A 24,985-nucleotide genomic window follows, 5' to 3' on the forward strand; every position below is an offset into this window, starting at 1 on the left:
AGAAAGGATACGGCTATGCGGCTGAAAGCAAAGGATGTTGCGGCGGCGCTGGGAATTTCACCGGCGACCGTCTCTCTGGCATTAAATAATAAGCCCGGGGTTAAACCCTCAACAAGAAAGCGGATTCAGAATTATATTCTGATGGAAGAAGAGAAGAATAACAGCAGGTTAAGGGCAGAGTATACCGAAAGTAAGGGAACTGTGCTGATGCTTAACTATATTAAGCATGGAATTATTTTAAAGCAGAGGGAAAATAAACGGAACCCTCTGCTTTTTGATGATTTTGAGTACATCTGTAATAAAGCGGGATACCGGTTTGATTACCAGGAGTTTTATGAAAAGACAGGAAGTCTGGAGAAATTGCTGGATAAATGCAGAAACGGAACTATAAAGGGAATCTATATGATGGCAGCGGAAATGAATTACAGTGATATTTATCCGTTTGGCCAGCTTAAGATTCCTGTAGTGGTGGGAGACAATCTGTTCTATGAACAAGGGATGGACAGCTTTCTGATTGATAATAAAGAGGGAATCTGCAGAGCGGTAGATTATCTCGTTGATAAAGGGCACAGCTATATTACCTATCTTGCAGAAAAGGTTGATATCTTTAATTTTACAGAGCGCAGAGAAGCATTTGCAGAGGAAATGGAGAAACGCCACTGTGGAGACGGAAGCAGCCGCATCATCCGCTTAGGAAATCAGATTGATGAAGTATATGAAGCTATGAACCGGTATCTGGATGGAGGTCTCAGAAAAACAACTGCGTTTGTTCTGGAAAGCTCTGTGGTATCCCTGGGAGTAAGCAAAGCTCTTTTGGAACGGAATATACGGGTACCTAGAGAGATTTCCTTAATCGGGTTTGATGCACTTCCCAATCTTAGCATACCAGGAATAAATCTTACACTGATAAAGGGAACCCATACAATGAGGCATAAAGCAGCCATGAGTCATCTGATCAGGCATATGGAAAGTGAAGAAGGGGAGATGGTTCGGGTTTATTACAAAACCAGACTGCTGGAGGGAGAAAGCGTATTTGATAAAAACAAGTACATTTACAAATAATAGTTTTTAAATAAAATTTAAAAATTTATCATAAATGCATAAAAAATATGGAAAAACGTGGCGGTTTTCTAGGGTGTTTTGATTGATACGGAGAAATGTCCGAGGGGGATTGATTGAGAAAAAAGCGGGTGTTAGTATGAGTTTACAAAACGAGATACAAAGAAGGTATGAAAGGTATGACTCAATCTCAGGAGGGATAATCATGGCTAAGAAAAATTACGATGAGCTGGCAAAACAGATTGTGGCCAGCATAGGGGGAGCGGGTAATGTTAATTCCCTGGTACACTGTGCAACCAGACTGCGATTCCAGATTAAAGATCCGGCTAAAGTTGATAAAAAAAGGCTGAGCCAGACGGAAAAAGTTATAACGGTGGTGGAGGCTGGCGGTCAGCTTCAGGTGGTGATTGGAAATGCAGTAGGGGATGTGTATGATGCTATATTAGCAACGTCATCCATTAAGGCCGGGGATATGGATCGGGATGATAAAAAGAGTGGTGATAAAAATATCATTAACATGTTCATGAGTACAGTTTCCGGAATCTTTGCGCCAATACTGGGAGCAATGTCGGGAGCCGGTTTACTAAAGGGACTCCTGATTCTTTTTACAACAATGGGCTGGATGTCAACGGATATGGGAACCTACCGGATCTTATTTGCCGCGGCAGATGGGGTATTTACATTTCTTCCGGTTTTCCTTGCATATACATCAGCAAAAAGATTTAAGGCAGATCCGTTTGTGTCAGTGGCAATTGCTTCGGCACTGATGTATCCCAACATAACTGCTGCGTTTGCAGCAAAGGAGTCTCTGACATTTTTAAATATTCCGGTGGTCCTTGTAAGTTATACTTCATCTGTAATTCCAATTATTCTTTCCGTTTATGTACTTTCTAAGCTGGAAAGAGGGCTTAGGAGTATTCTTCCGGATATAGTTAAGAATATCTTTACACCTTTATTATCGCTTGTCATTATGGTTCCTTCTACCTTCCTGGTAATTGGACCGGTTTCTGATTTTGCGGGAAAAATGCTGGCAGGAGGTTATACAGCTCTTGTTTCTGTCAATCCGATTATTGCAGGCTTTATTCTGGGACTTGTATGGCCGGCTGCGGTTATGTTTGGACTTCACTGGGGATTTATTCCCATTGTTATTAATAACATTTCACAGTATGGAAGAGATACGCTGTTTACTATAACTGGGCCCAACAATTTTGCTCAGGCGGGAGCTGCGCTGGGAGTATTTCTAAAGACTAAGAATAAAAAAGTGAAAGATATTGCCGGACCGGCAGCACTTTCAGCAGTACTTGCGGGTATTACAGAACCAGCCATTTATGGAGTTACATTAAAATACAAAAAGCCGTTCTTTATCGGGGCATTTTTCTCCGGTATTGCAGGAGCAATCACTGCAGCAGTTGGTGCAGGAGCTCCTACCGTTTTAGGAACCAGCCTTCTAACCTTAACCGGTTATATTGGAGTGGGGTTTGCAGGATTCTGTGCGGCATGCGCGATCGCCTATTTTGGCTCTGCCATATGTACGTATCTGTTTGGATTTAGCGACGATATGCTTCTTGAAGAAACAATAACAGAGACTTCAGCCGATGTGGTTAAACAGGAAGAGGAATTAGCAGCACCTGTAAACGGAACCATCCTTTCATTATCTGAAGTAAAGGATCCTGTATTTGCAGGAGGCGGATTAGGGAAAGGCAGTGCAATTTTACCGGATGACGGCACATTTTATGCTCCTTGTGATGGAACAGTTGAAACTGCATATCATCATGCAGTTGGGATGATGACGGATCAGGGGGCTGAGGTATTTATTCATGTTGGTTTAGACACGGTGAAACTGGAAGGTAAATTTTTTGAGCTTTTCGTAAAAACTGGTGACAGGGTTAAGAAAGGCGATCTTCTTATCAAGGCGGACTTAAACAGTATCAGGCAGGAAGGTTACGATGTAACTACTATGGTTTTGGTAACAAACAGCAATGATTATGCAGATATTTTAACTACAGAGGAAAAAAAGGCTGTGGCAGGAAATTGTATGATTCGTTGTATTCCCAGGTAATAGAAGATTTGGAGGTTTTCCATGAGCAGACTTAAGATACATGAAAACAAGAGGGGTTTTACACTGGAGGGTCGGAATTTCTTTTATCTGGCAGATACGGTATGGAGCGCATTTACCTCAATTACATTGGAGGAGTGGGAAGATTATCTGGAAAGACGCTGGGTTCAGGGATTCAATGTGCTGCAGATTAATACAATGCCGCAATGGGACAGATGTATGTCCGATGTGGGGGTATATCCGTTTTACACAGAGGATGGTCAGAAATTTGATTTTACCAAGTGGGATGAAGCGTATTATGAAAGAGCACGACAGATGTGCCGCATGGCTGTTGATAAAGGATTTCAGCTGGCACTGGTGGTATTGTGGCTTAATTATGTTCCAGGAACCTGGGGAAGCAGACTGGTGGATTTAAATGTAATGCCGGAGGAATTTGTCAGTACTTATGCAGAAAAAATAGTGGACGTATTTGATGAGTTTGATCCTATCTATGTTGTCAGCGGGGATACGGATTTTGATACGGAAGAGGCAGTTTCTTATTATGAAGCAGCGCTTAAAATGGTATGTGAGAAATCTCCCCAATCATTAAAAACCATGCATATTAAAAGGGGATATGATTATATACCGGAACAGTTTTTAGACCGCCTGGATTTTTATATGTACCAGTCAGGGCATTTTGCAGAAGGACAGGATATGGCTTATCTTCTTGCTGAAAAATTCTACAGGGATTATCCGGTAAAACCGATTGTAAACGCAGAACCCTGTTATGAGCAGATGGGATACAGCCGGAAGATGTACGGACGTTTTCAGCCTTATGACTTACGTAAGGCGGCGTGGAGCGGAATTTTGTCTGGAGCCTGTGCCGGGGTTACGTATGGTGCCCATGGAGTCTGGAACTGGAAAAAAACAGGAAAGAAAGCCAATCCTGTATTGGGTGAAGGGTTTGATGAAGCGTTCCCTGCCTGGGAGGCAATTCATTTTCCAGGTGCCTGGGATTACGGGTTTATTGCTAATTTTCTGGAAGCCAATGGTATTGAAGAGTTAATCCCTGCACAGAAGCTCTTAGTTGAGAAATCAGAGCAGATTCGGATGGCTGTAACCAATGATGAGCGGTATCTTATCTATGTTCCTTATACAACAAAGCTTGTGATCGGAAAGGAACTGAACGGATATTACGGCAAAGCGGTGGATCTGGTTACTGGAAGAACCGCCAGAGTCAGGCTGACGCCTGAGGTCGGAGAAACCTCTGTGTCCATGCATGATTTTAAAGGTGACGGGTTGATTGTACTTGAAAGATATTAGAACATAGTATTAACATTGTTAGAACCAGGCTGCCGGACGGCTTAAATTGTCAGGCAGCCTGGTGTTTTTATTTCCGATTGCAGAGTTGATCTGCATCTGTGTTAAAAAGATACTCTCACTTAAATCCGTATCTTTAACGTTGGCATCACGGATGTCGGCACCTAAAAAATTGGTTTTCTTTAAACTGCACCCTGTAAAATTGGAGGCAATCATCAGTGACATACTAAAATCTTTTCCGTCCAGATTTGCTTTTTTAAAATTTTTCCCCAGATACATCATGTCTGAATGCCTGCTTGTTGATGTACTGATTGATATAGCGCTGCTTATTTGTTTTAAAACGGTATTTACTTTTAACCGGTATGCTGAAAGGTCTGTCTTTGAACAATTTTCTGGAAGCATTTCTGCTATCTGTTCATTTTCCTGTATCAGTTGATCTATGGTTGATTCCAATTTATTATCGGATGTTAACTGAAATGCTTCCATCAAATACCATAGCATCTGATGGAGCTGAAATACAATCATAAACGTTTCAAATATTATGTCTGCCTGTTTGGGATTTGTTTTCCAGGTGCCATTTGTGAGACAGAGTTGAGTGGCTCTTTGTCCCGCGCCGAAACAGTCATAAGCAATACAGCCTTTGTAATTCTTTTCGCTTAGCTTGGAATGTATGTTACATCCATAATCAGAGTTGAGATATGCGCACGGAATTCCGGCCTCTTTATCTGCAGGAAATCCATCTGTCTTTATGCAGTATAAAGAAACACAGCATAAACCGCTGCAATTTTTACAATCTATTTTTAGTTTTAACGCGTAATCAGCGTATTTGTTTTCTGTTTTTTTATTTGTCAATTTGTCGCCGCCTTAAAAAATCTTTTTGTATTGGGTATTTAATTTACTGTCTTTTGGTGGATATTATATCATAGGTACCAGTCTATTACCATTCTCTTCATACCATAAAAAGAAGAATGAGAATGGATAAGGACATTCAGCTTTATACTTTGTTGAAATTTTCACTTGATTTATATATCAATATGATATATCATTATGCTATATAAACCCAGGAGGAATACAAATGAAGGAAAACACTGGAAAGTCAAAATATGTAATACTGGGAATGCTTGCCCGTATGCCGCTGACCGGTTACACTATTAAAAAATGGCTGGAAAATGAATACAGTCATTTTTGGCAGGAAAGCTATGGACAGATATATCCCACTTTAAAGGTACTGGTTGCCCAGGGACTGGCTGTGTGCTCTGACAAGGGAGAACATGGTAACGGACGGGGACAAATCGTTTACAGCATTACCGATGAAGGCAGAAAAGAACTTTCAAAATGGCTGCGCGAAAAACCGGAGATCGAAAAGCTTCGTTATGAAATACTACTTAAGATCTCTTTTGGAGAGAATACTGAATCGGAAGTGTTAATCGGACATCTGGATGATTTCATCAGGAGAAATGAAGAACTGGTAAAAGAAATGAAAGATTGTATGGAGAATCTTAGCCAGTTAACGGGTGAGGGGATCGATTTTACTTATAGCCATCTGACTGCGCTGTGTGGTGTACATGTTTATTCTGCGATGAAGGATTGGGCTGTAGAAGCAAAGAAAATTATAATTGAGAAAGGGGAATCATTATGAAGAGTGCTTTAGTTGTATATTTTTCTTTTGATGGTAATACAAAATTGATAGCGGAAAAAATTGGAGAGACCTTAAATGCGGACGTTATTGAGTTAAAGACAAGTAAGAAGTATCCCACAGAGGGGATTGGAAAGTATTTCTGGGGTGGTAAAAGTGTTGTTTTTGGAGATAAGCCGACGCTGACAAACAAAAGCATTGATCTGAGCGGTTATGATACAATCATCATTGGAACACCGGTTTGGGCGGGATCATTTGCTCCACCTATCAGAAGTTTTGTTAACGATTATAAGATTGTTAATAAAAAGATTGCAATATTTGCAAGCCATGGCGGGGGAGGTGCAGCAAAGTGTTTTGCAAAGCTAAAGGAGGCATTGCCTGAGAATAAATTTGTGGGTGAGATAGCATTTGTGGAACCTAAGAAAAACCCCGAATGCATTGAAAGCGCGGCAAAATGGGCTGCAACGCTGTCGTAAGTCAAATGTTAAATCGTGATTGTTAGTCCAGCACCCACTTCATGGATGGGGATGTGGTTGTTTATTTCGGCTTTAACCTTAAAAGAGACGCAATGGCAAGGGTATAATTCCTGAATGTTATTATCGAGAAAATACTGAATTGTCTGCTCAAGCCTTGTGCCTGTTTGAAAAAGATGAAAACCTCCAATTACTCCTAAGACGGTTTCGGTTTTACAAACGATTTTAGCGTATTCGATAATATTACAGATACCGCTGTGAGAACAGCCTGTAATAATAAAGATCCCCTTGCTGCATCTATAAACAAGGGCAGAATCGTCCATCACGTAATCATCGAGATAACAACTATGGGATATTTCTTTCTCCCCTATGGGAGCTCTTGCCTCAAAAGAGTGAGTTATGGGTACTTCTCCTAAGAAAACAATATGATTGCTGATAGAAAACGGACGTTTTGTGACAGATAAATGACAGATTTTATTTACCGTATTTTCTGTAAGATTAGAACCGATATTTTCACCAGACTCTATCTTTGACTTAAAAACGTCCGGATGGGATAAAAGTTCAACATGAGATAAATCATATTGATCAATTAAGAAGTGAAACCCACCTGTGTGATCATTATGACCATGAGAAAAAACGATTTTTGTGATATCAGCTAAATTTATATGTAGTTTTTTTGCATTATGGATAAACACATCAGAATATCCTGTGTCAAACAGTATTTTTTCATCATCATTTTCGATATAATAACTGACAGCAGGCTCTCCTAAAAGATATTGATCAATTAATGTATTGTTATCAACTAAAACGGTTAATTTCATAAAAAACTCCTTTGTTATTGAAATTATATACGTTAAAAATTCGGGAATATCACTGTTTAATATTGTTGCAAAGCGATATATAATATATAAGAACTATTATGCAATAATTGAGGTGACAAACTATGAAATTTATTAAGAAAATACCACTGGAGAATGAAGACAAAACCAGGGAGCTGAAAGAGCAAGGCTGGTCTCGTTTAAAAGAACCAAGGTCTGTATCGGGAGCAATATTATGGTCTATGCCAATCAGTCTGATTCTGATGTTATCCGCAACGGTATGGTGTTATTTTTTATATCCGCCATTTAAGAATCTGCTTTCCGGACAGCAGGGGTTTTCCCTGGAAATTACCATAGGCATCGAGATTTTATATTATCTCTTAGGAATGATTTTATATCTTTTCATTCATGAGTTGATTCATGCGGCATTTATACCAGGAATAAGGAAGTCAGATAAGACTTATTGGGGATTTAATGGACTGTTTGGTTTTGTATTTACCGAAGAAATCCTTACCAGAAAAAGAATGGTAGTCATATCACTTATGCCGCTTTTTATTCTCTCATTTGCAGTACCATTTCTTTTAGCTGTTTTCGGTGGATTAAGTGGTTATCTCATTTTTTTAAGCGTTTTCAATGCTGGAGGCGCGTGTGTTGATATGCTAAATGTAATACTAATTCTTTCACAGGTTCCTAAAGATGGAATTCTTATTGCAAATGGATATGCAACCTTTTACAGAAACCCAGGAAGGAAAGCCTGATCAGGCTTTTTCCTCCTGGGTTTCATTTATTTTACCATTTTTAAACAATAGAATCATCTCATGGGTCAGGCTGATATTGGTAAAATCATCGGGGATATCCTCAGGAGCCATCCAGACAGCTGTGGATAATTCTGTTTCATCCAGCGTGACTTGTGGAGAACCATCCAGCTCGGCCCAATAGCCCATCAAAATGGAATCTGAAAAGCCCCATGGCTGATTTTTATAGTACCGTATATTTTTTACACGCAGACCCACTTCCTCCATGACTTCCCGGTTTACCGTATCCTCTAAGGTTTCACCAAACTCTGTGTAACCAGCCAGAAGTGCATAGCGTGTATATTCCCTGCCTGCATATTTCGTAAGCAGCAGCTTTCCGTCGTGAATAATGCCGACAATGACAGCGGGTGCAATCTTTGGATAGACGGTGTTACCGCAGGAAGAACAAACCATAGAACGTTCTTTTTTGCTTTTAATCATCTCTGATCCGCAGCAACCACAGTAGCGGTTAGATGAGTAGAAGCGGTGAAGCTGGGAGGCACACACAGCTGAGAAAGAAACCCACATGGGGGTTAATTCCCGCAATATGCTGCTTTTGAAAAGACTGATTCCGGGGGTATCAGTCAGTGATACGCTGGTTTCGTCTACCAGAAAAAAATCCATCTGATCGATGGAAAATAAATAATCACAATGGGACATGAATCGGTTTCGAACCTCATCTTCTAATGCGGAGAATCGGGGAATTGTATTGGATTTGCCTTCTGTCAGACAGATGCTCCCTTCTGAAAAATAGAAAAAACAGCTGTCTTCAGCAGGTGATTTTACTTCAAATTCGTTATGAAATACGTGGGGAAAAATATCTTGTATCATATGTTTAAGACCTTCTTTTTTGTAATTAGAAATTAGTCAGTTGGATCTATTTTAGAATTAATCAGGCGTTCTGTCAAGATGGCAGCTTTAATAGCAATTCTCATTTTTTCTTCAACAGTCATGACATCTCCTTATAATATCCCCGTGTTTGGTAATTACCAAACTAAAAGAACAACTTATATGTTATTTTTATCACACAGAACAATAAATGTAAACAACATATATTTGTTAAGTTAACAGTTAGAATCAAGTTATAATTTTGTGTTAAAAAGTGATAAAAATTGTACTTGATTTAAGGAAAAATACATACAAAGTAGTGAGAAAATAAGCATAAAAATTAATTGGTTAAAAATGATTATGTAACCAAAAATAACTGGCTTGTAACCGGTCTCATGTATACTGAGAAAGAGGGAAATATTGCCATCTCATGGCTTAAAATAGAAGACGAATTTAGAAAGAGTAAAAAATATATAGGAGGGTGTGAAAATGAAGGGAGCAATGAAAAAAATACATCGCTTTAAGCGGGTACTTGCCTGGTTGTTAACAATTGCCATTGTCTCGGGAAATGTATCACAGCTTACCGCAATTACGGTTTATGCGGGAGAGTATACAGAACGAAATACGGCAAGTCCATCCAATGCATCCAAGGCATCTCCGTCAGAAGCAACGCCATCACAGGCAAAACAGGTTATTGATGTCAAAGTCACCCAGTCTGCCATAGAAAAAATCCTTAAAAAGGATGCTGACAGAAGACCTGAGTTAAAAGAAGATCTGATTCCGTTTAAAGGGGAGCAAAAAGATCTGGTTACGGAAAAATTGTATGAAGAGCTGGAAGGAAAAACCTTAATTCTCCAGAGAAAAGAAGGAAGGGCCATGTACCTTGTGGTTGTTTCCGATGTTCTTGGTGATGAGCCCTTTTCTGAGACTGATGAATCAGACCGTATTAAACAGGAATCTATTCTTCAGAGCGTTCAGATTATTGGTGTGAATGGTTATAAAGATCGGGAATGCGAATTCCGTCTAAGGATAGTAAGTGATAATTTTGTTGTCACTGATGCCCAGATGGATGAATATGCGGTTGTGGGAGAGAATTCAGAGGAAGCCACACTGCAGAATGGTTTGAATAATTCAACCGGAGGCTCTACAGGAGCAGCTGCGGCAGCAGGAACAAAAGCAGAGACAATAGAAGAAACGGCTGCTGAAACACAGGCTGCTGAAACGACTTCCGGTACTAAGGAGGACAGCAGTACTGAAAATTCAGAAACCGGAGCTGATTCCTCAACGGAGAATGAATCGGAAGCTGTAGAAACACAGACAGGTAAATATGAATCTCAGGAATCCATCTCAGGAGAGACTGGAGAAGAAAAGACAGAGGATGTGAAACAGGAAGAGGTAAAAACAGAAAAAGCTGAGCCAGAGGAAGAAAGTAATGATTCTGGTAATTCCGTATCTGGTAATGAGCTGACTGTTAGCAAAAATGAGATAAGTGGTCAGCAGCTCTCTATCTCAAGACATCAGGTTCCAGTGCTTTCAGAAGCACAGGAGACTGTTGCCACTCCTTCAGAGGCTGCTTCTGAGCCGGAACAATTTGACAGTGCAGATATTGTGTCTATTGGTGATGGAAAGGTATTATCAGGTGATGAAAAGTCTGCCTTAATGGGAGTTAGCAGTGAAGAAGACAATGGTTTTAGCCTGACTTCCTTATTTGTTCAACCTTCGTTCTCTATGGTAGTTCCAAGCTATGGAATCACATTGTTGAATATGGAAGTAAGTGATGAGGCGAAGCTTTCACCCTATGAAACAGCATTAAGCTATTATGGAGAAGATGCGACTGATAAAAAAGATACGGTAGAAATTAATCTTGATCAGAGTATGACAGGAGAAATAAAGGCAGGGGAACTTTTTACTTATACCATCACTTATACCATGCAGGCTGCACCTCTTTATGAATATGCAGCAGGCGGAAAACTGTCTTTGTTTGAAACTTATGAAAATGCTGTCATTTATTTTACTGTTCCTGCTGGAATCACCCTGGAGGAGCAGAGCGGAAAAGTGGAACTGGATACCTCAGACAGTGAGAAAAACGTATATAAAATTCAGGTGGGAGACGAAAATCATTCCATACGCCCTGGTAAATCAGATAATATTATAATTAACGCATACATAGACGGAAATGGTAAAAGAGCGGTAGGAGAAACCTTTACCCTTCCAGACAACAGCGTTGCATTTCATGCTGATGTTAAGGTAGAGGATAAAACGGATAAAGATAAAGTTACTTATCCGGGAAATATTCCAACCGTTACTTATGCCACACAGCCGTCACAGACCCAGCTCCAATTAATATCCGATGATCAGTGGCATATTAAAAAGAGTGTAACACCTGAGGATCATGCTTACTCAATCATAAGGGATGATGAAGGAAATCCTCAGTATGTTGAAATCACTTATCTGATTGAGGTGGGTATGTATGGAAATCCGGGAGTGATTTCCAGAGATTCGGCCGGGACCATTTATCAGACTTATGGACGTACTGGATTCAAGGAAGGCTCCTTCCATATTACAGATAAACTCTCTATTACAACACCGGATTCTCCTGTAGAGATGAAGCCTGTATCTGTCCGTGTAACATGGGGCGATGGAAACAGCATTCCAGTCGATCAAAAGGAAGATGGTTCTATTGTTATAAACAGTTATAAGACACAGGGGCAAAATGGGGCTGATCATATTTATGTATCGGATCTGGCACCTACCTACAGTTCCTATCTGGTTACAGCCAGGTATCCATTTAAACCCTTTGTTTTAAAATACAATGATCCTCGTGTGAATGAATCGTCTGTATTTACTGTTTTAAACCAGGCACATCTGGAATATGTAAAGCTGGGAACCAGCCAGGTTATGAAAGATGATTCTGAAGCTGCGGTAGCGGTTCATGAGGTTAATAAACCAGCAGTCATTCAGATAGCCAAATTGCTGGATGAAGGAATTGGAGTTTTAAAACCGTATGATCTGACAATGGAAAAAGAATATCCCGGATCTGCTGAATTTGAGATTTATTCCGTAGATGCCCAGGGAAACCAGACACCTTATGACAACTATACGGTGTTAGATCCAAACGGTAAAAGTATTCAAAAAGGAACTATAGCTGTTAATCCATCCAGTGAAGCTGGTGAAACAATCTCATATACAACCGGAGACAGAGGATCTATTCAGATTCAGGCTGATCCTGGTACTTATGTGATTAAGGAAGGAAAGAAGCCTGCAGGAACAGAATACAGTTATGCAGTTGTGGATTCTAAGACCTTTAAAGACAGCCAGGAGATTCAATTTACCATTAAGGCTGGAGAGAATAAAGAAGTTAAAGTCGTTAATAACGTTGTAGGAAAAGGTGCAATTGAATTTTATAAGAAGGCACGTACCTGGGACAGCGTAGACGCAAAAGAAAGCGATTTAAATGCCTTAAAAGGTGCGCAGTTTACACTTTACACAAAGGATAACGGTACATTAACTGAGGTAACAACAGTTCAGTCAGATGAAAATGGTCTGGTACGTTTTAAGCCTGTTACTCCCGGAGAATATGTAATTAAGGAAAAGAGTGCAAACGGGTATATCATAGACACCAGAGAGTATCCGGTTACTGTTAAAAGAGGGGAAACATCTGTTTTAAAGGAAGGCAGCAATTACCTGGTTAATACTTTAAATCAGGCAAAGGTTCAGGTAACAAAACTGCTCCAAAAGGATGATGGGACTTATCAGTCTGTTCCACAGCAGTATAAAGGGAATTTTGATAACCATTTTTGGTTCGAAACGACTGTGGATGGCAGCAGCTGGACCAGGGTTTCCGTAAATTCAAGGGAAACCTATTCACTGGATGGTAACAGTGGTTTTGAAGCAGTTCTTCCTGTTTATGATAATGGTAACCGCGTGATCCGTTACCGGGTAGTGGAAGAACTTCCGGATGGTTATTCGGATGGAAATCCTGCAGAAAGCGGTTTTACTACTGAAACAAAAAACAGCAAAACTTATCTCTGTAAAGAATTTACACTGGTGCCATTAAAAACAGCTTCAGTTGAAATAAAAAATAACAGACAGGCGATTCTTAAGCTTCAGAAAGAAACCTGGTCCTTCGGAAACCAGTGGTCATCCGGCTGGATTAATACAGGTAATTCCAATGCCGGTTACCAGTTTAAGCTGTATGCTGCTGATAAGAATCAAAAAAATTACAGCGAAGTAACTCCTGGAAAAATCTATGTCACAGATCAAAATGGTATCATTACTGCTGGCAATCTGGATATTACCAAAGATTATTACTGGAGTGAATCAGGAAGTGCAGATCGCCTGGAGGCAGATGAGGCAGAGAAAAATATTGATGACGCAGTTGTTAATGGCATAAAAACACCTCTCATTGGTCCTTATACTGTCAGCCGGGAGTCTGATGCCAATGTAAAGGCATATAACATACCTCAGAAAGTGCCCTACTGGCTTCAGAAGTATGACGTAACGGATAACAGTAAAAAAATAACAGCAACATTTCGAATTACCAGGGTTACTGATGGTGTGGAAGTATTTAAGGGAGACGTTACCCTGGATGGTACTTTTATCTCTCTGGATCCAGGAACAAAGTACCGGGTAGAAGAAGTAAAGGCGCCGGATAATTATGTTGGATCAGAAATCAGTGAGTTTACAACTCCCAATGGCCCCATAAACAGAGAACTGCTGAAAGAATGGTTCTGGTATCCGGCCACAACCACTCATTTAAAATTTTATAATAAGCCTTTTAAAACCGTTAATCTTAAAAAGGTAAAATATAATTCCAATGGAAGTGCCGATAATAGTGTAAAGATCACATTTGAAGTGTATCAGAAAGATGGAGATCATTTTACAGCGGTTACGCTTCCAGACAGTAAAAATACAATCGTATCCAATACAGATACGGTTATGGCACCGGGAACCTATTACTTTAAGGAAATTCTGAGTTCTGATATTATTAATCCTCTGTTTCTGATGAACAACAAGGCAGATGGACAGTATGAGGGTTATATTATTCAGAATGGGACGGTTTACTACGGCCCTGCGACTGTAACAGCAGCAGAGACAACAGCTGAAAAAAATTCAAATATTTATTTGAATGGAAGCAAGTCTCTGGAAAATTATCAGAATAGTGGCAGAGTAATGGTTACCAAACGAGATGCTTTAAGAAAAACACCGGTAAGTGGTGCTGTTTTTGGGATCTATTTAAGATCTCAGTTCCGTGAAGCTGACTGGGCAAACAGTATTAAAAACCCCATTCAGACAAAGACATCCGGTACTAATGGGCAGGTGACTTTTGACAGCAGTAAACTGCGTATTTTTGATGACAGCGGCAACCGGATTCCTTACGTGATTGCCGAAATCACTCCACCTTCAGGATATCTACCATCTTATGATGTTCTGACCACCACTTTAACAGAGGGGAAAACTATTTCCACTGTAAACGGAGATCCATCAGGCACACCTCTTATTATTGAAGATGAGCCCAAATTGACCATTCGTACTCAGAAGTATTGGCGTGATGGCTGGAATGATCAGTTCTATGAGGTGAACAGGGCGTTAGGAAATGTAAACCTGGCTCTTTATAAAGTGAACCGGGATCAGCCGGGTATTGCAGATTTTGTGCAGACACAGGTAACAAATGAATTTGATGGTATTGCCACATTCAACGATATTGATCGTAAAGATACGTATTATGTGGCTGAAGTGCGGGTTCCTACAATGAGTGAATCCAAATTGTCTTTTGAATTAAATATGGGCAATAAAGAACCGCTTCCACTAGAGAATGGTCAGCCAGCAAAGAGCCTTTCTGTTGCAGATTTACAGACCCGGTATAATGCAGTTTCATTTAGTGGTAAAGACCTTCCGGCAAATGTAGATTCACTGGTCAGATATACGGATCCAATTTTCAATTATAAATCCTGGGTTCAGTTTAACGTATGGAAAACCTGTGATGGGATAACGTTTGGCGGAGGAACCCATGATGAGCGCCACATGGTTAACGGTGCAAGATTTACTCTCTATAAAATGCTTGATGACACCAGGAATTTAGCCTCCATCCAGATGAAGGATTTAGCAGATGGAAGCAGATTTGAGACAGAGGGCCAGTATGAGAGCGGCACCCGTATTGATCCCCAGACAGGTAAACGTCAGGATGGACAGTTTGATACTACGATTCTGGATGACGGATATGTATACTGGCTGGTTGAGGATCAGGCCGCACCAGGATATGTTCTGGAAGAAGGCGGAAAAATCGCTGCCGTATTTGTACCGGATCATTGGGGATATAGCGGATATGATGAAATCCGTCATTCTTATCAAAGCGGAAGAAATGAAAAGATAGCAGTCATTACCAATCAGCATTCTGGCGGAGGTACGGGACTTGAAAATTATCATTTTCAGGTAGCCTTAAATAAATGGCTGGAAACTGCTGAAAAGCAATATAGCCTGCTTGGCGGAGCAAAATTCCAGATATGGCTGCTTGATCCGGAAAATAATGAAAAACTTCTGCCGATTGATGTGGTGGAAACCGGATTGGAATCTGATGGCACTCATAAAACTGGTTATGCACTTTCAAAAACAATCAGGCTTGATGAAGTAAGCAATAAGCTGACTGAACTGGGTAAGAATCCAAAAGATATCCTTCAATATAATACAGAAGGAGACCCGGTTAAGCTGGTTCTGGGACTGGAAGAGATTTATGCACCATCTAAGGTTACGATGGATGCAACGCTTCATGTTTTAAACGTGACAGTTCCAATTAGCAAGGATTATATTGATGAGCAGTATTTCTGGGATACCGGGAAAGCAACTGAATTCAGGCTGATTAACAAGGTTTCCAAAGAATATCCGGTAACTATTAAGAAATATGGCTATACCCCGGATACAGGCACATTCCAGAAAACAGATGATGAACTGGACGGGATGAATATTCAGAAAACCCCTCTTTCAGGGGTTGGGTTTGAAGTCTGGCAATATCAGTGGAATACATCTGGATATGATTATAAGAAATATGGCACTTATACAACAGACAGTACCGGCAAGATTTTAATACCCGGCGGACTTCCTTCCGGCCTCTATAGAATGAAGGAAACGCTGACTAAGGAACAGAACAAACAATATATTACCATGTATACCGGTGACAACGGGCTTTGGAGGTATTTTACCGTAGCCAGCACATCACTGACAGTACCTGTTTACAATCCGAAAAAGCCTATGCTTGAGATTGAAAAAACTGCATGGAACGGAGAGCGGCCAGAAGGACTTTCTGGTATTACATTTACATTAAAGACTCCTTCAGGCGGTCAGGTTACGGCTGTCACACAAAAGCAGGGAGACGGAAGATATGTTGCTGCATTAAACGGACTTGACAGCGGCACCTATACTTTGCTCAGTGAGAAGCTGGGAAGCAGCGCTGAAAATACGGCAACGGATAATTATTTCCAACAACAATCCGTATCCGTTGGTTATAAGCCGGTTGCAGACGGTAACAAAGTCACTCTGGTTCCGGTTGCTGACGGTATCGCTGGCCCTCTGGCTGCACTGACCGTTAGAAACCCAAGACTTGCACAGCTTACATTACATAAGACAGATGGTGAGGATAAGCAAAGCGGTGATTCCATGAAAGGAGCAGAGTTCCGCCTGGAATACATGAAGTTCCGAACTGGTACGGATCTAGACGGAGGTGTTCTGCGTAATGTGGAAGATCCTGCTTACGATAAACCAGGGGATGGATTTACAGCTTTGACAAAAACACTGGAAGATCAGGGAAATGGATCTTATATCCTTAAGAACTGTCAGCCAGGCTGGTATCGCATTACAGAAACAAAAGCGCCTGATGGATATACCGTTGGCACCGCACCGTTGGTGGTGGCTGTAACCGGAGATATGACCGGAACGTATCAAAATACAGAAGTAACCTTTGAGAATCGGCAAAAGGTTACCCTGACAATAACAAAGAAACTTATTTTTGGAGATGGGTTTATAAATGACCAGGATATGAAAGATAAACTTCCGTCTCAGGTTGTGTTTGATGTTTATACCTACTCTGATGCACAAAAGGACTATAAGCCGGTATATGATGAGAATAACCAGCCAGTTACTGTAACGATTCATAACTTTGTGGCAGCAGACGGCTATTATACCGCAGAAGGTAAGATTCAGCTGGCTCAGAATCCGGAAGGCGGAGCCTATTATGTAAAAGAGCGGGAAAATCCAGACTGGATGCTGACTGGAGAATCAGGAGTAACCAATGGAAAACTATGGTCGGATGGTTATATCCAGGCAGGAACAGGTTCAGATTTTACCACCAAGACTCCGGTTGCCATAGGAGTTGAGAATCAGTATGCAAAAGCAAAAATCCGCATAACGAAAGTTGATGCAGCAGATTCTACAAAGAAGCTGACCGGTGCTGGATTCAGCTTATATTCCGATCAGGCACTGACATCCTATGTAGGTGATTTTAAAGAAATCGGAACAAGCGGTATTTATGAGTTTTTATTATCTACAAAGAAATTCAATCCGGGGACCTATTATGTAAAGGAGACAAATGCCCCTCTGGGATATTTAACCATTGGGACAGCAGTTCCGGAACAGGGACTGACAGCTGAGACCGGAAAGACTACAGAGATTACCGTAGAAAATCAGGGCGGCATTGATTTCCAGATTACCAAATACAGCGGAGATGGTAAAACAGAGGCAGGAAAAGCTGGAATCACCTTTGAGCTTTATAAAAAAGAGGCCGGCGATACCTGGAACTATGTAACAGAGGGAACCACCGACGCCCAGGGTAAACTTTCTTTCCGGGGTCTGAAACAGGAATCTGGATATTCCTACGGGTTATATGAAGTGCCTGTAAAGGATCATGGATTTGATACCTTCCGGCTGGAGGCGTTTAATGGGGGAAGCGGAACTATTCTTCCCGTGACCGCAGATTTAAATAAGAATGGGGAGACCATACGGAACCTTGACTTATACGTGCTTTCTGATCGTAATACCAAAGCACCGGGAGTCTATCAGTTTACGGTTCATAATCAGGAAGCGCTGCCGTTAAAACTGTTTAAGAATGATATAAATAAACAGGATAATCCGTCCTCTGCAATAAACGCATTTGTAAAGGTAACAAATAAAGAGACCGGAAAACAGGCGGGAGATATTGTTTCAGTACCTTATGGTGAAAGCGGAACCACAGTTATGCTGCTTCCCGGAACCTATGAGATAGAAGAGACATCTATTACGCCAAATGCAGATGGATATGTAATTAATCCGGATGACAACAGAACCGTTTATAAAAAGGAAGTAACCATTGAAAAAGGAAATATTCCGTCACCCTTAGAATTTACCAATGTGAAGCAGAAGACAGGAGTAAATCTTGAAAAGTCCACTCAGACTACTTCTTTAAAAGATTTATGGTGGAATGACGGTCAGGTGGTTACCTACACCCTTACACCAGGAGCAGTTAATACCATTCCTCTTGATCAGTACGAAGTCACCGACCAGGGACTGACAATGCTTGATACAGGTAAAAATGTTCTTGATGAAAAAGAATACAGCAACGAAAAGTATACCATTCTTTCTGTTAAGCCAGGCAAGGCCGCTCAGGTAAACCGGCTGAAGGAAGGAAAAACAGGAACCATTATGGCGGATGTTACCTTCTATGGATTTGACGGAAGCCAGATTGGAACGGTGCAGACCGTAAGAGTTTCCGGGGATGGTGAGATTGGTGAGATAAAACCTGTTGGCAGCAGGAAAGTCAAATCATTTAAAATCAGTTACCGGGATGAGACGTTAAAGGGATCTACCAAAAACGCTTATACACTGGGGCAGGATTTTGTACCTGGAACGATTGCTGTTACAGCAAAACTGAATCGTCAGGATGCAACTCTTGCTGACGGAAGCTACAAAAAAGATATTAAATATATCCGTAACAAAGCGGATGTATCTATGAAATACCGGAAGTGGGATGTAAATGGAACCTTAAATTCCGGTCAGGATGCCAGCAAGGCAGAGGCTTTATGTGATATTTCCGTAGTGCAAAGCCAGGCTCCAATCCTGTCAGTAAGTAAAAATGTAAATCCTGTTAAGGGAGTACAGCCAGGTAATGAACTTACCTATACACTTACTGTAACCAATGCAACCACAAGCAGTGATGAAGGAATTGCACCAATCCAGAAGCCGGTTCTCATTGATCTGGTTCCTTTAGGTGTATCAGTTTCCGGAGAAACTTCAGGCGAGGATCGACTGCTGACGGCAGTTGCACTGGATCGTGCCCCCAATGGTGTGACCATTGATAAGACAGTCCGGAAAGTGGATCCTGAAACAGGGCGTGAGACATTGTTTATACGTCTGAATGGGAATCTGCAAAAAGGGGAGTCCGTTACAGTATCGGTAAAAGCAAAAGTTGCAGGAAATATTATTAATTATGGCAAGAACATTTTAAACACCCTGTTTGTAACAAGCGATGTGCTGCAGCCGGCATTTTCACTGAACCATACCGGTGCCTCCTTTATGATTAATACCAGCTCAGGTACCAAGTGGCCCAGCAATGATTTACCGTCTGGAGCGCTGTTGCCGGATGAAAAATACCGCAGCTACGGTTACGCTTCCGATTCCGCAGAGAATACCATGAGCACCGGAACGGGTATCCAGCTCTATAAAGAAGTAAAGGGTAATCTGGATACCAGATATGTTTCCGGTACGACCACGGGTAAGGTGGCGAAGTCAGCAGAGGATACCGAGCTTACACAGTATGATGGTACTGTATTATACCGGCTTATGGTAAACAATGCATCGTCACAGGACTATGTCAGCCAGCTGCAGCTTATGGATATTCTGCCGGTAAAAGGAGATTACAGTACCGGTAATTTTGAAAGAATCAGTGACTTCCGTTTGAAATATGACAGCATTCAGTCTATTGAAATTGAAAACAGAAAAGATACCGGAAGTTCAGGAAGAAAAGTTCAGGGCTTTGACTATGAGATCTCGTATTCCAATAAAACATTTGATAATCGGGATACGGCAGTTGCCGGAAAGAATGCAATGTTAAATAATACTTCAGGATTCTGGTCCAGTAGCTCCAGTGATCCTACCGCCATTCGCATTAAGATTACAGATCCTGAATTTTATCTGGCACCAGGAGAGAATCTGGTTGTTACCTACAAGACCGTGGTGCCTTACAGTACGGCAAAAGAGCTGGAGGATGTTGCTTACGGATATGCTGTCAATGATTTTGCAACTGCCTATAGTTATAAAGAAGCAAGTCTTGAGAGCATAGAAAAGCCGTTTTCACAGGTGCAGACCAGCAATTCCGTACAGGTGCTTCTGGTTCCTGGAAAAGTGAAGGTATCGGGACGAATCTGGATTGATGATGACAACAACGGAATACAGAATGAAAGTGTTAACAAGGATCATCTGCTTACCGACCTGTTCCCACTGCTACAAAGTGGTTACTTTAAGGTCAGCCTGATGAAGTTTAGTAAAAATGGTGATGATCAGACCTCTATGGTACCGGGAACGGGAGATGCCAGATTCTTATTTGACAGCCTGACTCCGGCTAAGCCTTACGATCTCCCTGACTCAGAAATCACGGAGAGCATACAGGATAAATGGTACAGCGGCACATCACTGAAATTAAACAGCTTAAAGGGAGATGATCCGGCTCATTATCAAATTGAAGTGAACGAAGGAACGATGCCGAAAGGCTTTGAGGATCTGATATTAAAACTCGCAAAGCCCAATATGCTGCCGGATGGAGAGAATAAAAAAGCTGGCAGATCCAGAGTTCCAAAGACATTGCAGGAGGGTGGAGCCAATTACGACGAAAGCCGTGACAGCAACTTTAATGAAACGAAAAACGGATATTCCTCAGAAGATTTCTTCTTATGGTCAACAGCAGGGGAATACGATACAACCAAGGACATAGGCTTTGTACCTTACAGAAGTGTAACAGTAAAGAAAACAAACAAAGCTCAAAATCCGGTTGAAGGAGCTCACTTTACGGTATATGGTCCTTTTACAAACCAGGAAATGGATTCCTTACGTAATACAATAATCACCAATACAAACGTGCTGAAGACTCCGGCTTCGGAAGGTAAAACAACGCTTACAGACGGTGAAGCAGTGTGGAATGCAGGAGAACTTCTGTATTACATGAACTATATCATTGTTGAGGATGGCGCTCCTGCAGGTTATCAGCTTTCTGATGCTGTGTCCAGTGATATGGAAGCAATGGATTCCTATCAGGTTCAGGGTCAAAAGGCATGGGTTCTTAAGAGTAAAGAGTTTAAGACAGAGGCTGAACCCATTCCAAGTACGGTTACAGTAGAGGATTCTTATATAGCCGGTTCACTTGATTTTACAAAGATTGACGGGATTACCAAAGAACAAATTGCCGGTGCTTCATTTCAGATTAATAAAAAGAGTGATGTGGTGAAAGATGCATGGGATGCTATGATTGCATCAATGAAGAAAGATGCCTTATCTATGGGAATAACTGATGTGAAAGAGAACAGTCAGGGCGTTAGTTTTAAAGTTACTGACGGATCGGTTCATATTACGGGAATACCCCTTGGAAGCTATACTCTTTCGGAAATCCAGGTTCCTGACGGATATGATATCTCAAAGAAACTGGAAGAAACCGCATTTGAAATCACTTTGGATGGGCAGAAGGCACAATTAAACAATATAGAAGGAAATGTAATTGAGAATACCAGAACAGAATACAGTTTAAGCATCAGAAAGGCGGATAACGCCGGAAATGAAGCAGTAAAGGGTATTTCATTTTCCATCTCAGGGCCAGGTAAGTATGAAAGCAATACCTGGAATCCATTTAGCAGAAACAAGTTTAAAGTAAATGATCCGGAGAATACCGGTTATGAAGTAAAACAGACTGGTAATGATGGCGTTGTAACCTGGAATCTGCCTTACGGCGATTATGAGCTTACAGAGCTTCCAGCTCCTGGATATCAGGCAATAGAGCCGTTCTATGTCAGAATTGGGCAGGATGGAGCGGTATCACTGCTAAACGCTAAAGACAGGACGGATATTGTTCTTGATAGTCAGGAACAGAAGACAATCAATGTGGTTGTAACAAACAACGTGCTGACTGCTCCCATTGTGATTGAGAAAATGGATGGGGAAAGTAAGAGTCTTATTACGGGAGCGTGGTTTGAACTCAGCGGTACGTCACTGGTAGAAGGAGCATTTAAAAAGTATTTGAGTAATGGTAATGTGACAGGATCCGGTGTTTCTAACGTTACAACTAAAACCAATGGAGATGTCCTCTCCGTAACATTCCGGGTAGACGGCCTGGGAGATTCCAAACAGGGAAAACTGACTCAGATACCATACGGAACCTATACACTGAAGGAGACTCAGGCACCAGCTGGATATCTCTTCGGCGGTGATTATGGGTTTATAAAAGAGTTTGAGCTGAAAGAACCGGAAGGAATCAGTCTGACAGGAAGTGAGGCAGTTATTAATACACCTCATGAACTGACAATTGAGAAACGGGATAAGTCAACAAATGCTCTGCTTTCCAATGCTGAATTTATTTTAATGACACCAGAAGGAAAGTATGTAAGCCTTGATGGCAATAACTCCTTTACCGGTCTGACAGACAAAAAAGAGGAAGGATCTTCCTTTACAACCAGCAGCAGCGGTACGGTAACGGTAAAACGCCTGCCTGCAGGAAACTATGTTTTAAAAGAAATAAAAGCCCCGGAAAACTACAGTGTGTCTGCGGATACGGAAATTTCCGTACTGGAAACTGGTAATACAGACAGGATCCAGGTATTTGATGCAAGAGAGCGGGCTAAGATACGTATTAATAAGGCTGCATCCCACAACCATGAAATGCGTCTTTCCGGAGCAGTATTTGATATTTACTCTGATCAGGGATTAACGGCACTGGCAGGTACCATCACAACTGGAACTGACGGATTGGGTGAGTCACAGATGCTTCCTCTTGGAACTTATTATTTGAAAGAGAAGGTTTCACCAGCGGGATTTGAAGCCGGCAGCAGGGTCTATGAAGTCACTTTAAAGGCAGACAGTGAAAGCAGCAACGTAACAACAGATGGAAGTGAATTTGTCTTCAATGATTATGGAACCGGAAACCTGACCTTTGACAAGGTGGATGGAGTGACAGAAAAACTTCTTCCGTCAGCGGAATTCTCTATAACGAAGAGAACCACACAGATCGAAGGGACATATGAAGATTTCGCTGATAAGCTGCTTAAAACCAGTGTGGAAGAACTGGAGGCCATGGGAATCAGGGATGTACAAAAAGACGGAGACAGCATTCGCTTTACAGCGTTAAGCGGTCACGTTGATATTGGCAATATACCTTATGGCACCTACACGCTGAAAGAGGAAAAAGCACCGGAGGGTTATTTAAGCTTAAACGGGAAAGCAGAATTTGAATTTACGCTCTCTGCAGACCAGAAGAACGCGAAGCTGAACGAAGATAACCAGGTAGTCAATGACCGGGCACAGTTTGTTATAAAGCTGAAGAAGACTGATAATCTGAAAAGAAGCATAAGCGGAATCAGCTTTTATATCCTGGGACCTGGTAAGTATGAGGATAACGGAATTTTATCCGTATTCGGAGCCAGCCGGTTCCACACCCTGCCGGATGCCGGAAACGGTACCTTTGTTACAGGGGATGACGGTACTATAAGTCTTGGTTTAAAACACGGAGATTACCAGATCAGAGAGGCTGCCACCGACCGCTATGATTCCATTGAACCGTTCTATATCAGAGTGGATGAAAAAGGGAAGGTAAGCATTCTAAAGGATAACAGCAAGGCAGTTTCGGTAGATAACGATTCTGAGGCAAGCTTAACCGTAACTAATCAGATCAGTACGGGAAGCATGAGCCTGGAAAAGGTAGACAGTGAAGATACAAATAAAAGGCTGGCTGGGGCAGAATTTACGCTTACCAATGTATCTACCATGGTACCGGGAGCATGGGACAGTTATCGAAGTCTGGCAGCTTCTGATGGAGCATCCTGGACGCCAGAGAATGTAAATGGCAGTTCCATTGTCTTCACACTTTCAGGGAAGGCAGTAATTACAAACCTGCCTTATGGAACGTACCGGATCACAGAGACGAAAGCGCCCAGTGGATATTTACTGGGAACTCAGCCATGGAGCAGAGAATTTACCTTAAGCCAGTCTGAAACCAGTGAGCTTTATGTGAAACCTGCTTTATTTGAAAAAACCAAGGGGGCAGTTGAAAATCAGCCATCTAAGGTAATTGTAGTTAAGACCAATGCGGTGTTTGCAGATATCAGACTGGGTGGGGCAGAGTTTATTGTAAAGGCCTCTAAAGATGGTTATGTGAAACTGAATAATGGTTCCTTTGCCGGATATACAGCCAACGAGAAAGAGGCTACCAGATTTGAAACAGACAGCAGCGGTCAATATTCAATAAAACGTCTGCCCGCAGACACGTATACATTTGTGGAGACGAGAGCACCATACGGATATCAGATTAACTCCAGTATTACACCTCTGACTCTTGACGGCGTCAATAGCTTTACAATTACCGTACAGGATGAAAGAATCCGAGGGGATGGAGGAGATGATGATGGTCCAGGTCCAAGTCCTAGAACTCCTCAAAGTACTGTAACCATTATACCGGATCCGGTTCCGCTGGCAAATATGCCGGGAGACAGCCAGATTGATTTCGTTACAATTGATGATGGGAATGTGCCTCTGGCAAAATTACCTAAGACAGGGGAACGAAAGTCCAATGCTGGAAAGGTGATGGTGGCACTGTCGGGCTTCATGCTGGCGCTCTATGCGGCTGTTAATAAAAAAAAGAAGCCAGATAAGTAAAATATAGGAAATGGTTTATTGACTTTACTAAATTAACTTGCTATAATTTTAAAAAGTTATGGCGGGGAGATAAGGCCGGAACTTTAAGGGGTTCCGGCCTTATTTTAACATTTGGAATAACTTTATTTTATTAATAATTCTGTATTATTTAT

General features: G+C 41.4%; 10 protein-coding genes. 7 read left to right on the forward strand and 3 right to left on the reverse strand.

Annotation, left to right across the window (positions count from 1 at the left end):
- Positions 1 to 15 precede the first annotated feature (15 nt).
- The 3 genes from BXY41_RS24680 to BXY41_RS24690 all read left to right on the forward strand — a co-directional run bounded on the left by BXY41_RS24680 (position 16) and on the right by BXY41_RS24690 (position 4,417).
- Positions 16 to 1,062: a LacI family DNA-binding transcriptional regulator gene (locus BXY41_RS24680; protein ID WP_170072589.1), complete on the forward strand. Its 1,047-nt coding sequence runs from the start codon at positions 16 to 18 to the stop codon at positions 1,060 to 1,062.
- A gap of 202 nt (positions 1,063 to 1,264) precedes the next feature.
- Positions 1,265 to 3,118, forward strand: coding sequence for a beta-glucoside-specific PTS transporter subunit IIABC (locus tag BXY41_RS24685; protein ID WP_104439544.1), 1,854 nt, complete (start codon positions 1,265 to 1,267; stop codon positions 3,116 to 3,118).
- A gap of 21 nt (positions 3,119 to 3,139) precedes the next feature.
- Positions 3,140 to 4,417 (forward strand): glycoside hydrolase family 140 protein, encoded by a 1,278-nt coding sequence (locus BXY41_RS24690; protein WP_104439545.1) that lies wholly within the window; start codon positions 3,140 to 3,142, stop codon positions 4,415 to 4,417.
- 18 nt (positions 4,418 to 4,435) lie between these two features.
- Here the strand turns inward: BXY41_RS24690 and BXY41_RS24695 are convergent, their stop codons facing one another.
- Positions 4,436 to 5,266 (reverse strand): pentapeptide repeat-containing protein, encoded by an 831-nt coding sequence (locus tag BXY41_RS24695; protein WP_104439546.1) that lies wholly within the window; start codon positions 5,264 to 5,266, stop codon positions 4,436 to 4,438.
- Positions 5,267 to 5,489: 223 nt separating this feature from the next.
- Here BXY41_RS24695 and BXY41_RS24700 point away from each other — a divergent pair, with 223 nt between their 5' ends.
- Complete coding sequence (locus tag BXY41_RS24700) at positions 5,490 to 6,053, forward strand: PadR family transcriptional regulator (RefSeq protein ID WP_104439547.1); 564 nt, start codon at positions 5,490 to 5,492, stop codon at positions 6,051 to 6,053.
- Complete coding sequence (locus BXY41_RS24705; protein WP_104439548.1) at positions 6,050 to 6,526, forward strand: flavodoxin family protein; 477 nt, start codon at positions 6,050 to 6,052, stop codon at positions 6,524 to 6,526. The genes BXY41_RS24700 and BXY41_RS24705 overlap by 4 nt, the downstream gene beginning before the upstream one ends.
- Positions 6,527 to 6,534: 8 nt before the next feature.
- Here the strand turns inward: BXY41_RS24705 and BXY41_RS24710 are convergent, their stop codons facing one another.
- Positions 6,535 to 7,344 carry an MBL fold metallo-hydrolase gene (locus BXY41_RS24710; RefSeq protein WP_104439549.1) on the reverse strand — a complete coding sequence of 270 codons (810 nt, stop codon included), beginning with the start codon at positions 7,342 to 7,344 and terminating at the stop codon, positions 6,535 to 6,537.
- 122 nt (positions 7,345 to 7,466) lie between these two features.
- On the opposite strand from BXY41_RS24710, the gene BXY41_RS24715 reads away from it, so the two are divergent.
- Entirely contained in the window at positions 7,467 to 8,099 is a 633-nt protein-coding gene (locus tag BXY41_RS24715; protein ID WP_104439550.1) for a DUF3267 domain-containing protein, read from the forward strand.
- Here BXY41_RS24715 and nudC read toward each other — a convergent pair whose 3' ends face one another.
- Positions 8,100 to 8,966 (reverse strand): NAD(+) diphosphatase, encoded by an 867-nt coding sequence (nudC, locus tag BXY41_RS24720; RefSeq protein WP_104439551.1) that lies wholly within the window; start codon positions 8,964 to 8,966, stop codon positions 8,100 to 8,102.
- A gap of 486 nt (positions 8,967 to 9,452) precedes the next feature.
- On the opposite strand from nudC, the gene BXY41_RS24730 reads away from it, so the two are divergent.
- Entirely contained in the window at positions 9,453 to 24,833 is a 15,381-nt protein-coding gene (locus tag BXY41_RS24730; protein ID WP_104439553.1) for a doubled motif LPXTG anchor domain-containing protein, read from the forward strand.
- Positions 24,834 to 24,985 lie beyond the last annotated feature (152 nt).

The sequence above is a fragment of the Lacrimispora xylanisolvens genome, from assembly GCF_002934545.1.
Taxonomy (GTDB): domain Bacteria; phylum Bacillota; class Clostridia; order Lachnospirales; family Lachnospiraceae; genus Lacrimispora; species Lacrimispora xylanisolvens.

Bases quoted from the DNA above. Each gene is read 5' to 3' on its own strand.
- BXY41_RS24680 (WP_170072589.1), top strand. From the start codon at position 16: ATGCGGCTGAAAGCAAAGGATGTTGCGGCGGCGCTGGGAATTTCACCG.
- BXY41_RS24685 (WP_104439544.1), top strand. From the start codon at position 1,265: ATGGCTAAGAAAAATTACGATGAGCTGGCAAAACAGATTGTGGCCAGC.
- BXY41_RS24690 (WP_104439545.1), top strand. From the start codon at position 3,140: ATGAGCAGACTTAAGATACATGAAAACAAGAGGGGTTTTACACTGGAG.
- BXY41_RS24700 (WP_104439547.1), top strand. From the start codon at position 5,490: ATGAAGGAAAACACTGGAAAGTCAAAATATGTAATACTGGGAATGCTT.
- BXY41_RS24705 (WP_104439548.1), top strand. From the start codon at position 6,050: ATGAAGAGTGCTTTAGTTGTATATTTTTCTTTTGATGGTAATACAAAA.
- BXY41_RS24710 (WP_104439549.1), bottom strand. From the start codon at position 7,344: ATGAAATTAACCGTTTTAGTTGATAACAATACATTAATTGATCAATAT.
- BXY41_RS24715 (WP_104439550.1), top strand. From the start codon at position 7,467: ATGAAATTTATTAAGAAAATACCACTGGAGAATGAAGACAAAACCAGG.
- nudC (WP_104439551.1), bottom strand. From the start codon at position 8,966: ATGATACAAGATATTTTTCCCCACGTATTTCATAACGAATTTGAAGTA.
- BXY41_RS24730 (WP_104439553.1), top strand. From the start codon at position 9,453: ATGAAGGGAGCAATGAAAAAAATACATCGCTTTAAGCGGGTACTTGCC.